The 13138-nt window shown below is 55.3% G+C and carries 10 protein-coding genes and 2 pseudogenes; 9 read left to right on the top strand and 3 right to left on the bottom strand.

The window, feature by feature from the left end; all coding sequences use genetic code 11:
• Positions 1-50: 50 nt before the first annotated feature.
• Positions 51-944 carry a LysR family transcriptional regulator gene (locus HX807_RS10175; protein ID WP_003209726.1) on the top strand — a complete coding sequence of 298 codons (894 nt, stop codon included), beginning with the start codon at positions 51-53 and terminating at the stop codon, positions 942-944.
• 284 nt (positions 945-1228) lie between these two features.
• Positions 1229-2026, top strand: a pseudogene (locus tag HX807_RS10170) (methyl-accepting chemotaxis protein); the annotation flags it as partial.
• Between the two features lie 141 nt (positions 2027-2167).
• Here the strand turns inward: HX807_RS10170 and yiaY are convergent.
• Positions 2168-3316 (bottom strand): L-threonine dehydrogenase, encoded by a 1149-nt coding sequence (yiaY, locus tag HX807_RS10165; protein WP_102368759.1) that lies wholly within the window; start codon positions 3314-3316, stop codon positions 2168-2170.
• 329 nt (positions 3317-3645) lie between these two features.
• On the opposite strand from yiaY, the pseudogene HX807_RS31630 reads away from it, so the two are divergent.
• Both HX807_RS31630 and HX807_RS10160 read left to right on the top strand, forming a co-directional pair.
• Positions 3646-3774 (top strand): annotated as a pseudogene (locus tag HX807_RS31630) (DUF6691 family protein); the annotation flags it as partial.
• 47 nt (positions 3775-3821) lie between these two features.
• A complete protein-coding gene (locus HX807_RS10160; RefSeq protein ID WP_003212643.1) occupies positions 3822-4598 on the top strand; it encodes a nucleotidyltransferase domain-containing protein in 777 nt (258 codons plus the stop codon).
• A 225-nt stretch (positions 4599-4823) separates the two neighbouring features.
• Here the strand turns inward: HX807_RS10160 and HX807_RS10155 are convergent, their stop codons facing one another.
• Entirely contained in the window at positions 4824-5123 is a 300-nt protein-coding gene (locus HX807_RS10155) for a hypothetical protein (protein WP_003212641.1), read from the bottom strand.
• A 571-nt stretch (positions 5124-5694) separates the two neighbouring features.
• Between HX807_RS10155 and HX807_RS10150 the strand changes: the two genes are divergently transcribed.
• From HX807_RS10150 to HX807_RS10135, 4 genes are all read left to right on the top strand, one after another.
• Positions 5695-6678, top strand: coding sequence for a DUF3644 domain-containing protein (locus tag HX807_RS10150; protein WP_256347043.1), 984 nt, complete (start codon positions 5695-5697; stop codon positions 6676-6678).
• 256 nt (positions 6679-6934) lie between these two features.
• Positions 6935-7705 carry a hypothetical protein gene (locus tag HX807_RS10145; RefSeq protein WP_177022082.1) on the top strand — a complete coding sequence of 257 codons (771 nt, stop codon included), beginning with the start codon at positions 6935-6937 and terminating at the stop codon, positions 7703-7705.
• Between the two features lie 297 nt (positions 7706-8002).
• The gene (locus tag HX807_RS31830) at positions 8003-9499 is read left to right on the top strand and encodes a methyl-accepting chemotaxis protein (RefSeq protein ID WP_177049864.1); all 1497 of its coding nucleotides are present in this window, start codon (positions 8003-8005) and stop codon (positions 9497-9499) included.
• A gap of 385 nt (positions 9500-9884) precedes the next feature.
• The gene (locus HX807_RS10135; RefSeq protein ID WP_177049862.1) at positions 9885-10685 is read left to right on the top strand and encodes a GNAT family N-acetyltransferase; all 801 of its coding nucleotides are present in this window, start codon (positions 9885-9887) and stop codon (positions 10683-10685) included.
• Between the two features lie 102 nt (positions 10686-10787).
• On the opposite strand, the gene HX807_RS10130 is transcribed toward HX807_RS10135, so the two are convergent.
• On the bottom strand, positions 10788-11729 hold the full coding sequence (locus HX807_RS10130) for a LysR family transcriptional regulator (protein ID WP_177049860.1): 942 nt from the start codon (positions 11727-11729) through the stop codon (positions 10788-10790).
• A gap of 98 nt (positions 11730-11827) precedes the next feature.
• Between HX807_RS10130 and HX807_RS10125 the strand changes: the two genes are divergently transcribed.
• Positions 11828-13027, top strand: coding sequence for an MFS transporter (locus HX807_RS10125; protein ID WP_177049858.1), 1200 nt, complete (start codon positions 11828-11830; stop codon positions 13025-13027).
• The last annotated feature ends 111 nt before the right edge of the window (positions 13028-13138 follow it).

The raw sequence follows: 13138 nt of genomic DNA, 5'->3' as shown, positions 1-13138 counted from the left end.
GACCTGCTTTCATGGAATAATCACGCGCTCCTCATGAGAGGTTCTCATCAATGTCCCGCCCCAATCTCAACGACCTGCAAGCCTTCGTGGTCATCACCCGCGAAGGCAGTTTTACCCGTGCTGCCGCGCAACTGGGCGTTTCGCAGTCAGCGCTGAGCCACACTCTGCGGGCACTGGAAACCCGGCTGGGCGTGCGCTTGCTGACGCGGACTACGCGCAGTGTTTCACCAACGGAGGCGGGCCAACGCCTGTATCAAGCGATGGCGCCGCGCTTTGAAGAAATTGAACTGGAACTGGCTGCCGTCAGCGAGTTTCGCGACACCCCCGCCGGCAATGTACGGATTCAGGCGTCCGAGCATGCGGCGAACAATATTCTCTGGCCGAAGCTGCTGAAGGTGCTGCCCGACTACCCGGACATCAAGGTCGAAATCACCGTCGATTACGCCCTCGCCGACATCGTCGCGCAGCGCTATGACGCTGGTGTTCGACTGGGTGACCAGGTGGCCAAGGACATGATCGCCGTGCCGATCGGGCCATCGTTACGCATCGCCGTTGTCGGCTCACCGCAGTATTTCCAGCAGCGGCCTTACCCGATGGAACCGAGAGATCTGGCGGCGCACAACTGCATCAACCTGCGCCTGCCGACTCACGGCAGCCTGATGCAATGGGATTTCGAAAAGGATGGCCACGAACTCAAGGCCCGCGTCGAAGGCCAATGGACATTCAACAGCAGCGTGCCCATTCTGCGTGCGGCCGTGGCGGGATGTGGCTTGGCTTTCCTGCCAGAGGACATGGTGGCGAAGGAGCTTGCCGACGGTAGCCTTGTGCGGGTGTTGGAAGATTGGTGCCAACCCTTTGCCGGTTACCATCTCTACTACCCCAATCGCCGTGAACATTCGTCAGCGTTTGGCGTTGTAGTTGAGGCGTTACTCTACAAGAGCTGAGTCATCGACCTTCAAGGCGTCTGAATTTTTCCCGCCCCCTCAAACCGTGAATGAGCAGATGATTTTGATCGACTGCGTCGGGCGCGACCGGCTGCAAGCCGATTGCTGCCCCTCGTAACAAGCAGCTTCTGGCTTATCCCCCCTAAAGCCCCACCCAACACCGCCGATAACCTCCTACCACCAATCACCCCCCCGCTCCCCCACACCCGATTCGCTCCCCGCATGCCCGTATGGCACGTCGCATGCTTGCCTCACCCCGGCCCGTCCACATGGAGTACGAGTGAATGCCTGCCCAAGCCCGTTTCATCGAGCACTACCGCAAAGCCGACCGCATCATGCTCGCCCTGATCTGGCTGATGACCCTCTTCTCCCTGGGCCTGGCGTTCTGGCACGACACGCTGCTTCAAGCGCTCTTCATAGGCGCCGGCACCAGCGTGGTGCTGACCCTGGCCTATCGCGTCATCGGCGGCACCCGCCTGATGCGTTGCGCCCTTGGCGTCGGCCTGATGGTCATGGCGGCGTTGCACATCAACCAGGCCCAGGGTGTCATCGAATCGCACTTCGGTATCTTCGCGCTGCTGGCGGTGCTGACGTTCTACCGCGACTGGCTGCCTATCCTGGTGGCCGCTGTCACCATCGCGGTACACCACGTGGTGTTTCATGCCTTGCAGCACCAGGGTTTCCCGGTGTTTGTGATGGAGCATCACGGCGGCTGGAGCATGATTTTCGTCCACGCGTTCTACGTGGTGATGGAGACGGTCGCCCTGCTCTACCTCGCGGTGCACAGCCAGACAGAAGCGGTAGAAAGCCAGGAAATGCTCGAAAAAATGCTCGCCGTCACCACGCAGTTCAGCGGTGAGGCCGTCAAGGGCAGTCCGGAAAAAGTGCATGTCTCCCTTGCCACCCGTTTCGATCACTTTCTGACCCAGATCACCGGCCTGATCGACGGCGTCGCCCGCGACTCCCACGGCCTCGGCCAACTGGGTCAGGAGCTGGCTCACGCCAGCGGCACCTTCAAAAAAGGCGCGCGCCACCAACTGGCGGAAATCGCCCAGATGACCGGTTCCATGCAGCGCATGGACTAATGGCCGACAGTAGCCGCTCATGACAGACCACTTCCAGCCAAGCCAGTGAGCCACTCCAACCCTATCGGCGAACAAAACCAAAACACCCCGCACTTCAACCAAAGGCGGGGCGTTCTCTCCAGCATCACTTTACATCAATCACATCGCGGTATGAAAAATCTGCTCAATCTCATCCTGATTGGCAGGACGCGGATTGGTAAAACCGCAGGCATCTTTCATCGCATTGGCTGCCAGTGTCGGAATATCGTCAGCCTTCACACCCAGCTCAACGAGCCCGCTCGGAATCCCCACATCCGCAGACAGTTTACGGATGGCCGTGATAGCCGCCGCAGCACCCTTCTCCGCATCGAGTTGCTGAGTCTCAACCCCCATCGCATGAGCGATATCCTTAAACCGGGCCGGGCATACGCTGGCGTTGAAGCTCGACACATGGGGCAGCAGAATCGCGTTGCACACGCCGTGAGGCAGGTCGTAGAAACCGCCCAGTTGGTGCGCCATGGCGTGCACGTAACCCAGCGAAGCATTGTTGAAGGCCATGCCGGCAAGGAATTGCGCGTAGGCCATGTTTTCCCGGGCGGTCATGTTGTCACCCTGGGCAACGGCGGTGCGCAGGTTGGCCGAGATCAGTTCGATGGCTTTGAGTGCGCAGGCATCGGTGATCGGTGTGGCCGCGGTCGACACGTAGGCTTCGACGGCGTGGGTCAGTGCGTCCATGCCGGTGGCGGCGGTCAGGCCTTTGGGCATGGCGGCCATCAGCGAGGGGTCGTTGACGGATAACAGGGGGGTGACGTTGCGGTCGACGATGGCCATTTTCACATGGCGGACTTCGTCGGTGATGATGCAGAAACGGGTCATTTCACTCGCCGTGCCGGCGGTGGTGTTGATGGCGATCAGTGGCATTTGTGGTTTGGCGGATTGGTCCACGCCTTCGTAGTCGCTGATGTGCCCACCGTTGGCGGCGCACAGGGCAATGCCCTTGGCGCAGTCATGGGGGGAACCGCCGCCCAGGGAAATAATGAAATCACAGTCGCTGCGGGCCAGCAGTTCCAGGCCCTTTTCCACGTTGCTGACGGTCGGATTCGGTTTGGCGCCATCAAACAGGGTGGAGTCGATGTCTTGCTGGGCCAACAGGCCGGCGACCTTGGCCGCCACGCCGGCTTTGGCCAGGCCGGCATCGGTGACGATCAAGGCTTTGCGGAACCCGTACTTGCGGATTGCGAGCATCGCCTCGTCGAGGCTGCCAATGCCCATCATGTTCACGGAAGGAATGAAGAAGGTGCTACTCATGATAAATCCTCTTTTTATTATGGAGACACGGGAGTCAGTGAGGTTTTCTACTCATCTCGCAGGTGATGCGGCGCCTCTTGTTGTCATCGTTGACGATCACAAGGCTGAGCCTAAACCTATGGCGTCAGACCGAAATGGTCCTTTAGCGGGCATTGACACCTCCTTTAGTACTGGAAGCAGGGCTTCACCCACTCCATGGGGGGCGGCAGCAAAATCTGACTTGCGCAGACCCCGACCCGCACGGATGGTTATGATGGTTCGCTGAGCAACAACCCTCACCGACTCTCCTGTGCAGGAACTGATCGGGCTGTCCGTCAGCGTGTTTGTTCTCGGGTATCTGCCCTGGGCCTGCGGTCGCCCTTCTGTTTACCGGGCACTGGCAAATTCTCATCTTCGTAGTGGCGATGCTGGCGGGTATGCATGTGTTTTCCAGCCTGGAAGGCCGGCGCACGTCTTGATGGGGTTTGACCCCGATTTTTACTGAACGCAACTCAAGGACGGCTTCATGGAACAACTCCAACCTCGTGGCACTGATGCGGACGGTTATATCCTCACCGTGTCCAACGTCGAGACGCAGCCACAGTTTCAGGCTTTGCTGACGGACGTTTGCATGACGCTCGCGCGGCCGGAACCTTTGCTGGACGGGATTTATCTTTATGGCAGTGTCGCGAGAGGCGACGCCGTGCCGGGGGTTTCTGACCTTGACCTAACCCTTATTCTGCACAGCCCACCTACGTCGCAGGATCTGGAAATGCTGGAGTCGAAAAGGCGCACGCTGGAAAGTCGGCATGCCGAAGTCACCAAGATCGATTTCGATATCGGTAGTCGTGCTGAAGTATTGGCACCTGACAATCGATTGAGCTGGGGGTATTGGCTCAAGCATCACTGTCGTTGCTTATGGGGCGATGATCTGACCCAACGCTTCGACCGGTTCAAGCCGTCGCGCGCTATCGCCATTGCCGTGAATGGTGACTTTGAATCCGTGCTGACCCGGTATGCCGACCTTATCGACCAGGCGACCACACCGACGCAATCGCTACGCTTGCAGCGAGAAGCTTCGCGCAAACTCATCCGGTCAACTCAAGTGCTTCGCTCTGAACAGGACCTGATGTGGCCGCAAACACTGGAAGAGCTTGTCGAGCAGTTTGTTCAGCATTACCCGAGTATGAGAATGCAGATCTCTTTTTTCTTGTCCCAGGCAAGAAACCCGGATGCCAAGCCAAAGAAATTTACGACTCAGCTCCATGATTTTTTGACCTGGATGGCTACACAAACCGGTTGAATCCATAACGCGCCTATGAAATCAGGGGCGATTCATGTACCTACAGACGGGTTATCACGCATGCGATTACCGCGAAATTCGATATCCATAACCTGTTGGCTGCTCCGTGGTTTTACTGAATTGAGTGAGTCATCCTAAGCGTCTCAGGATCATCATCGAAAGATACACCTCCAAGCGACAACAGGCCTTGGATCAACTCCCCATGAATGACCGATACACCTTTTCTTATTGATGAGTGTCAGCCTCCTCTGCGGGATAAAACTCGCCCTCCTTCCCCATTTTTTTCAGCCGTTCGCGCACAATTACCTCGACGCTGGCTACGGCGGTTTGATCGTCAGGGTTGACCAACTGCAAGCACAGGCGTTGGACATTCTGATCGTGGGTGCCCTCGCTCATCATCTCGTGGGTGAAGACCTGTTCGCCACGCCATAGGCATAGCTGGGTATGCGTCCCGCCAAGCCATATTTCGTTGATTGATCCAAGGTCGGTGGTCTCTAGTTGATCGACGGTGATTGTCTTATCCATTGCGCTGTACCTTACCCATGAGTAGATACAGGTAGACTTGCCGGCATAGCGGGTCGTTCCACGCGTTGGCAGTTCAACCGGGCTAATGGTGGTTAAGCACGTCCCGGTTAGAACCAGGACAATTGACGATTGAAGGCGGACAGTACGAGCCGAGAAGGGCCATCACATGACTGATCCTGCTGTTTTACATGCAAATGACCGCGCTTGGATCAACTTTGATCTCCCCTCCTCGGGCCGATACTGCCAGCTCACAGATGGCGTGCAGCCTACGGAACGACCGGCTGCTATCGGCCAGAAGCGGCCGCTCCCGCAGAGCGGTTTTATAGCTGCGAGAACAGCGATATCTAAATGCGACTGATAGGATAGGATCTAGCTTGTGCATCGGTATTTGGCCGAGCGTCGTAGCGGTACGACGGCTGAACACTGCGAGCCGTAAGCTCAGACTGGATTTCCCGCCAAGTATCGCTATGGTATCCAGTAAGAGAAGGGTCATTCCAAGTGCCCGAAATGGTCACTTTATTGTAATCGCATATAAAATCTATAAATATGACTCACTGCAAGGATGATCAGTATGGCGGTAGAGAAAAGAGTGCGATCAGTGGGATCTGTAGCGGGAGAACTTATAAAAAAATCTAGAGAGTCCGCCCTTGCGTCAGTACAGATATTTAACAACCCTGCGCTCACCTTCAAGTCTGAAATATTTATTGTTTTAATGATGATATCTTGGACTTATCTCCTCCATGCATATTATCGTAAAAATGGAGTTGAGTATCGTTACTTCAAAATGGAAGGTACGCGAAAGAGATTTCAAAAAACTGCTAAAGGTGCTGTAAAGCATTGGGAGTTAGAGAAATGTCTGAATCAGCCAGAGTCACCGGTCGATTTGAGTGCCGCAAATAATCTTAGATTTCTAATCGGCTTGAGGCATGAAATCGAACACCAAATGACGACCAGGATAGATCAGTTTTTAAGTGCTAGATTTCAAGCTTGCTGCCTAAATTATAATGAACTTATAAAGTCGCTATTTGGCGCTAGCTTCGGTATAGACAAGCACTTATCCTTTAGCCTCCAATTCTCATCTTTGAATAAGGAACAGGTGGAGAAATTATCCCAGGCTGACGGTCTCCCTGAAAATATCCGGGCATATATAACTGCATTTGATCTGGCTCTAACCGATGAAGAGTTCAATGATCCAAAATTTTCTTATCGTGTTTTCTTCGTTCCCAAAACAGCGAACCATAAAGGTCAGGCAGATCAAGTTATTGAGTTTATCAAACCTGGCTCTGAAATGGCCCAAGGAATAAATACCAAATATATTCAAATCAAGGAGATTGAACGCCCTAAATATTTACCTTCGAAAATTATCGAAAAAGTACAGAGGTCTGGCTATCCACGATTCAATATGAGGCACCACACGCAAATGTGGCAGCTCAACGATGCAAAAAAACAAGGCAAAGGTTTTGGCGTCACCATAATGAACACATGGTACTGGTATGAGACATGGTTGGAAAATGTTCTAGCTGAGTGCGAAAAACGTAAAAAAGAATTTGTTTAAGATGTGCGCAACTTGCACTATTCGAGTTATAGAAACCGCTTGCACAGCGCCGGAATGCTCATGCTCTATAAAATTATCTAGTTTTTATCGAGTAATCACTAACTGAATAAGCAACAAAACAGCTGAGGCCGATGGCTAAATTTGAGCATTTATTCAGCTTCGTACTCATCCAGCGAATGCCAGCAGACCAATTAATTACGCACGCACTGGAGTAAAAATGTTAAAACTACATACTCAGTTGATTTGCGTTTATCACATGAGCAACCCAGACGACCCTTCTGAAGGCATCCCGACCCCGGATAGACGCGCAAACAAACCTATCGGCATTCACGAAACCTCCACAAATAAGACAGCTTTTTTTCAGAAAATAATAAAGCCAAAAATTGGTTCAAAAACCATTACAATAGTGGTCCCCAATGAAATCACTCTTGCAATAAATGTAGCAACCAAGTCGTTACAGCAAGCTAAAAAAATTAAAGTAAAACTCGAACGGTTATCAGAGTCTACTCAATCGATATATGATCACAATGTGGGGCTGGCATATGACTATCTTGAGAGCATACAGACGGCAATAATTTTCGCATATAAGGCAGTGGAATCATTTTGCAATGCGGCAATCCCTGACTCACATGTATACATAAAGTCCACCAACAAATCTACAGAACATTATAGCAAGGAGCAAATCGAACGATGGATTTCTACTTCTGAGAAAGTTTCATCAATATTGCCACCAATATTAAAATGCCCTCCACCTCAATCCGAGAATTTCTGGTCCGATTTCAAGAGTCTTGAAAGACTAAGAAACGAGATAGTACACAGCAAGTCCAGTAATACAGATGCAATATTGGAAGAGTTATTCGCAGAGTGTGTATACAGGCACATACAGTCAGCACTGGTTTTACTGGAGTTTTTTATTGCGATCGACCCGTCAAACCCAATATTTCCGTTAGGCTTTGGAAAATCTATGGTGCGAGTTATGAATGTAGCAAAAGCGGAAGATATATTAGGTAAGGTTGACGAAAGTTAACTCCGTCCATCCGGTTACGCATATAGAATAATTTCTACGATGCGTTAAATTTTTAAGAACACAACGCTCGCTCACGACCGGAATTTACCACTTCACCAAAGGCTGCTTTTGGCCGATTGCAGCCCCTCGTAACAAGCAGCTTCTGGCTTATCCCCCCTAAAGCCCCACCCAACACCGCCGATAACCTCCTACCATCAATCAACCCCCGCTCCCCCACACCCGATTCGCTCCCCGCATGCCCGTATGGCACGTCGCATGCTTGCCTCACCCCGGCCAGTCCACATGGAGTACGAGTGAATGCCTGCCCAAGCCCGTTTCATCGAGCACTACCGCAAAGCCGACCGCATCATGCTCGCCCTGATCTGGCTGATGACCCTCTTCTCCCTCGGCCTGGCGTTATGGCACGACACGCTGCTTCAAGCGCTCTTCATAGGCGGCGGCACCAGCGTGGTGCTGACCCTGGCCTATCGCGTCATCGGCGGCACCCGCCTGATGCGTTGCGCCCTTGGCGTTGGGCTGATGGTGATGGCGGCGTTGCACATCAACCAGGCCCAGGGTGTCATCGAATCGCACTTCGGTATCTTCGCGCTGCTGGCGGTGTTGACCTTCTACCGCGACTGGCTGCCTATCCTGGTGGCCGCTGTCACCATCGCGGTACACCACGTGGTGTTCCATGCGTTGCAGCATCAGGGTTTCCCGGTGTTTGTGATGGAGCATCACGGCGGCTGGAGCATGATTTTCATCCACGCGTTCTACGTAGTGATGGAAACGGTCGCCCTGCTCTACCTCGCCGTACACAGCCAGACCGAAGCGGTAGAAAGCCAGGAAATGCTCGAAAAGATGCTCGCCGTCACCACGCAGTTCAGCGGTGAGGCCGTCAAGGGCAGTCCGGAAAAAGTGCATGTCTCCCTTGCCACCCGTTTCGATCACTTTCTGACCCAGATCACCGGCCTGATCGACGGCGTCGCCCGCGACTCCCACGGCCTCGGCCAACTGGGTCAGGAGCTGGCTCACGCCAGCGGCACCCTGGAAAAAGGCGCGCGCCACCAACTGGCGGAAATCGCCCAGATGACCGGTTCCATGCAGCGCATGGAAGATGCCATGGGCCATATCGCCGTGCACGTGGAGCATGCCGTCGAGCACGCGGGGCAAGCCAGCCAGCAGATCATCCGTGGCCAGGAAAGCGTCGGCCGCGCCCAGCTGGAAATCACTCAACTCGCCACCCGCCTCCACGACACTAACGAGACGGTCGAAGGGCTGGCCGTGCAAGCCGAACAAATCGGCTCGGTGCTGGAGGTGATCAACAGCATCGCCAACCAGACCAACCTGCTGGCCCTCAACGCCGCCATCGAAGCCGCCCGCGCGGGTGAGCAAGGGCGCGGGTTTGCCGTGGTCGCCGATGAGGTCCGCAGCCTGGCGCAACGCACGGCGGTGTCGACCCAGGAGATCAAGACGATTATTGAAGGGTTGCAACACGGCAGCCGGCAAGCGGTAGAGGCCATGCACGACAGTCGCCAGGGCGTGGAGCGCTGCGTGGAGGACAGCCAATTGGCGGTGGAGATGCTGCGGGCGGTGGGCAATGATATTTCGCAGATCGATCAGTTGAATGGGCGGATTGTGTCGACCACTCGGGAGCAATCCACGGCGAATGTGGAGATTGTGGGGCGGCTGCAGTCGGTGCAGAGCATCGCGCAGAATACGGCGCAGGATGTGGAGACGCTGGCCAGGAGCAGTGAGCGGTTACCGCCGATTGCGGTGCGGTTGGATGCGTTGGGGCGCCGGTTTCATCAGTGAGTGGGAGCATGGGCCGGTGCTTGATTCAAGCGCTGCTTCTGACGCGGATTGTTAGTCCAGGCGTGAGCGTCGCTACGGGCAGATCGGGTTTCAATCAAATGAATCGGGCCCTTTCTGCTCCTTTATTTGGACGTGCCGTGTTCATTTTGAGCGTGGGCCGGATAACGCATAGCGGCTTGCCTCTTCCATCAAGTCATCGCACATCGGATTGGCTTTGAGCATGTACGCAGCCGGGTCGATTATCGACAAGCCAGGCGATGTCTCTTCTGTGGCAGATGCCCAAACTTCTCCCATTGGCCCGACAATCTATTTCACTGCCCTCGCAGGTGCGTAGGGGTTGATTTACCGCTACCTTCCCTGGAAATCTTGCAAAGAGACGATGCACATGGATGTTGAATGGGCGCATGCCATCGAAGCCGCAGAAAGCGAGTACTTGTGTTCCCGCGTTGAGAGCTTATCGCGGGTTAGTGGAAATCCTTTTGGTGCTCGTGTGTTTTCCAATGGGGCCTTTCCGTGCTTTCAGGTGAAGGCAACACCTAGCCCGATGTTCAATCGTATCTACGGTGACAGCACCGGCAACCCCCTTTCACTGCTGAGCTTGCTCAAGGAGTCAGCGGAGTATTCAACAGTAACGCCCCTTATCGGGAAAGCCTCGACGTTGGAGCAATTCGCTTTTGTGGGTGAGGAGCGATTCGAGCGTTTGAGGGGGTGGACGCATCTGCAGCTTGCGTGCCCCATCGAGGATGCGGTGTTGCCACCCCAATTATTCAACATCGAAGAGGCCACTTCAGACTCTCTTCCGGAGTTCGCGGCAGTTCATGCGAGTGGCTTTCATACCAAGCCAGAGCATCGTCAGTTGAGCCAGGCTTGTTTTGCAGGACTGATGTCGAATGAACGCCTGAAAATCTACGTCCTTAAAGCTGATGGGCAAGTCGTTGCAGGCGCGTTGATGTACCTGGCCAGCAATGGCGTTGCCTACCTGGGCACGGCTGCCACTCGAAAAAATGCACGAGGCTTGGGCTATCATGGAGCGCTGATATCTCACCGGATAGAGCAAGCAAAGAAGCACGGCAGCCTGGTGATTGCTGCAACTGCGCTTCCAAGTTCGCAGAGTCGCCGCAATTTGCAGCGCATTGGGCTGGCGGCGTCTCATGCTCAGGCGCTGTACCGCTTGGCAGATGGTTGAAACAGATTCGTAATCTACCTTCCGCTTGTGCGAACGGTAGATGTAAAAAGCTGCTGCTCCTATGGCGAAAATGGTAAGTCAGCCAGAGCTGTTCATATTCATTTAAAACCTCGGCACATCGACGTCGCGCAGAAGTTCCTCGGTGGCACATTTGAAACGCTCCACCAGAAAGTCCAACAGGACCCGCACTCTGGCAATTCGGTACCGATTGCCATGCAGCACCGCAAACACCCCAGCTTCTGCTACGCAATAGTCAGGCAGCAGCACCTTCAACCGCCCGGCACGGATATCCGCTGCTGCGTCCCAAATGGTCTTGCGTGCAATGCCATGACCGGCCAATGCCCAAGCACGTGCCACGGCGCCATCGTTGGCTTCCCAGGCGTTTTCCAATGGCACACTGTGGTTCCATGTCTGGCCGTCCACCCTGAAATGAAAGGTGTTTAAAGGACCCGCCGGAGTCACCAGCAGAATAAATTTATGCCCGGTGAGCTCGGCCGGCGTCTGCGGCTCGCCGTGGCTCGCCAGGTAGTCCGGCGAGGCACAAAGCACCCGCCAGTTGGGTGCCAGTTGCCGGGCGATCAACGAGCTATCACGCAGTGGGCCGAAACGAATGGCTAGGTCGACATCGTCCTGTACCAGGTTAGACATAGCGTCCGACAAGGTCAGCGCCACCTTCAACTGCGGATGCTGCGCGCAAAAGGTCTCGAGCCAGTCATTAAGCAGGTGACGGCCAAAGTCAGTAGAGGCAGACAGACGGACTTTACCGCGTACTTCCTGCTGACTCGCCTGCAACCCTGCCTCCGCCTCATCAATGGCGCGCAAGGCGACCCAGCATTGCTGCAGATAGAACCGGCCTTCATCAGTCAGGCGCAGTTGACGGGTTGTGCGATCAAACAAGCGGGTATGCAGCGCCGCCTCCAACTTGAGCAACCGTGCGCTGGCCGCCGCCGGCGACAACCCCAACTTGCGTCCAGCGGCTGAAAGACTGCCGAGGTCGGCAGCCTCAACGAACAAGCGCATGTCCCCCAATCGATCAGTGGCCATCTTCAATCCAGATTTGATTAAGCATCAAATTCTAGACCAATTATCAAATCACAGACACTTCATCACAATCAGGCCTCACCTGTTTTTCGAGCAAGCTCATGAACCGCGAAGAATCGATTCAACCCAACCCCCCGCCGTCCTCAGAACTACCTATCACTGGCTTACTGGCCCTGACCACCGCGAGTTTTATCGCCACTGCCAACGAGAGCGTACCCGCCGGCCTGTTGCCACACATCTCCGACACGTTTGAGGTTTCCCAGGCATGGGCGGGGCAATGGGTCACCGCGTGTGCCCTCGGTTCCGGGCTGGCGGCCGTTCCCTTGACCTTGGCCTTGCAAGGTTGGCCACGGCGCCTTGTGTTATTACTGACAGTGGGGGTGTTCTGTTTGTGCAACGCGGTAACTGCCTTGTCGCCGTATTTTGCCCTCACCCTGGTCGCGCGCCTGATCGTCGGGGTCGCCACTGGTGTGGCGTGGAGCCTGTTGGCCGGTTATGCGCGACGCATGGTCGCCGCGCCCTTGCAAGGCCGCGCGATGGCAGTGGCTATGCTGGGTATCCCCGTCGCCTTGGCGCTGGGCGTACCACTGAGTGCCTGGCTGGGTGAACAGATCGGTTGGCGCAATGTGTTCGGGCTGCTAGCGGCGTTGAGCCTGGCGCTGATGGTTTGGATTCGGCTGAATGTCCCTGACTTTGCCGGGCAACGGGCTGGTCAGCGCTTGTCCCTGGGCCATGTTTTGTCCAGGCCAGGCGTGCGACCGGTGCTGACGGTAGTTATGCTGTGGATCATGGCTCATTACATGCTCTACACCTATATTGCGGCATTCCTGGCATCGGTCGGGTTGGATGGACAGGTCGAGCAGGCATTGCTTGCGTTCGGCATTGCGGCTCTCGTGGGTATCTGGCTCACTGGGCTATTGATTGACCGCTGGCTGCGGCGGTTGGTGCTGTTGAGCCTGGCCGGGTTTGCGCTGGTATCGCTGGCATTGGCGTTGGGTGGCTTGCCTGCCATAGCGGTTTATGTGGCGATGGCTGCCTGGGGCCTGAGTTACAGCGGTGCACCGACCCTGCTACAGACAGCTTTGGCGAATGCTGCTGCCGACGGTGCCGATGTGGCTCAGTCGATGCTGGTGACCGTGCTGAACCTCGCGTTTGCGGGCAGTGCCGTAGTGGGCGGTGTACTGCTTGAGACGACAGGCGTGGGATCGATCCCCTGGGCAACCTTGGGATTGGTGCTGCTGGCCTGGTTGGTTGTTAAGGTGGGTGGCCAAGCTGGGTTCAGGAGCTTGTCCAAGCCCTGACCGGTTTTACTGCCGCTTAGTCCGAATTCGGCTCAGCCAAAATGCAGGCAAGCCAGTTCACACAAATGCTGTGTGATGCCTTCCTCGGAGTGTTCCGGAGCTGCAATCAAC

The sequence above is a fragment of the Pseudomonas sp. D8002 genome (assembly GCF_013385695.1).
Classification (GTDB): Bacteria; Pseudomonadota; Gammaproteobacteria; order Pseudomonadales; family Pseudomonadaceae; genus Aquipseudomonas.
This window is presented reverse-complemented; position numbering and strand designations above follow the sequence as displayed.

What these genes read in the sequence shown, in the direction of transcription:
- yiaY (WP_102368759.1), bottom strand. Translation starts at nt 3,316, where the DNA reads ATGAGTAGCACCTTCTTCATTCCTTCCGTGAACATGATGGGCATTGGC.
- HX807_RS10175 (WP_003209726.1), top strand. Translation starts at nt 51, where the DNA reads ATGTCCCGCCCCAATCTCAACGACCTGCAAGCCTTCGTGGTCATCACC.
- HX807_RS10135 (WP_177049862.1), top strand. Translation starts at nt 9,885, where the DNA reads ATGGATGTTGAATGGGCGCATGCCATCGAAGCCGCAGAAAGCGAGTAC.
- HX807_RS10130 (WP_177049860.1), bottom strand. Translation starts at nt 11,729, where the DNA reads ATGGCCACTGATCGATTGGGGGACATGCGCTTGTTCGTTGAGGCTGCC.
- HX807_RS10145 (WP_177022082.1), top strand. Translation starts at nt 6,935, where the DNA reads ATGAGCAACCCAGACGACCCTTCTGAAGGCATCCCGACCCCGGATAGA.
- HX807_RS10125 (WP_177049858.1), top strand. Translation starts at nt 11,828, where the DNA reads ATGAACCGCGAAGAATCGATTCAACCCAACCCCCCGCCGTCCTCAGAA.
- HX807_RS10155 (WP_003212641.1), bottom strand. Translation starts at nt 5,123, where the DNA reads ATGGATAAGACAATCACCGTCGATCAACTAGAGACCACCGACCTTGGA.
- HX807_RS10160 (WP_003212643.1), top strand. Translation starts at nt 3,822, where the DNA reads ATGGAACAACTCCAACCTCGTGGCACTGATGCGGACGGTTATATCCTC.
- HX807_RS10150 (WP_256347043.1), top strand. Translation starts at nt 5,695, where the DNA reads ATGGCGGTAGAGAAAAGAGTGCGATCAGTGGGATCTGTAGCGGGAGAA.
- HX807_RS31830 (WP_177049864.1), top strand. Translation starts at nt 8,003, where the DNA reads ATGCCTGCCCAAGCCCGTTTCATCGAGCACTACCGCAAAGCCGACCGC.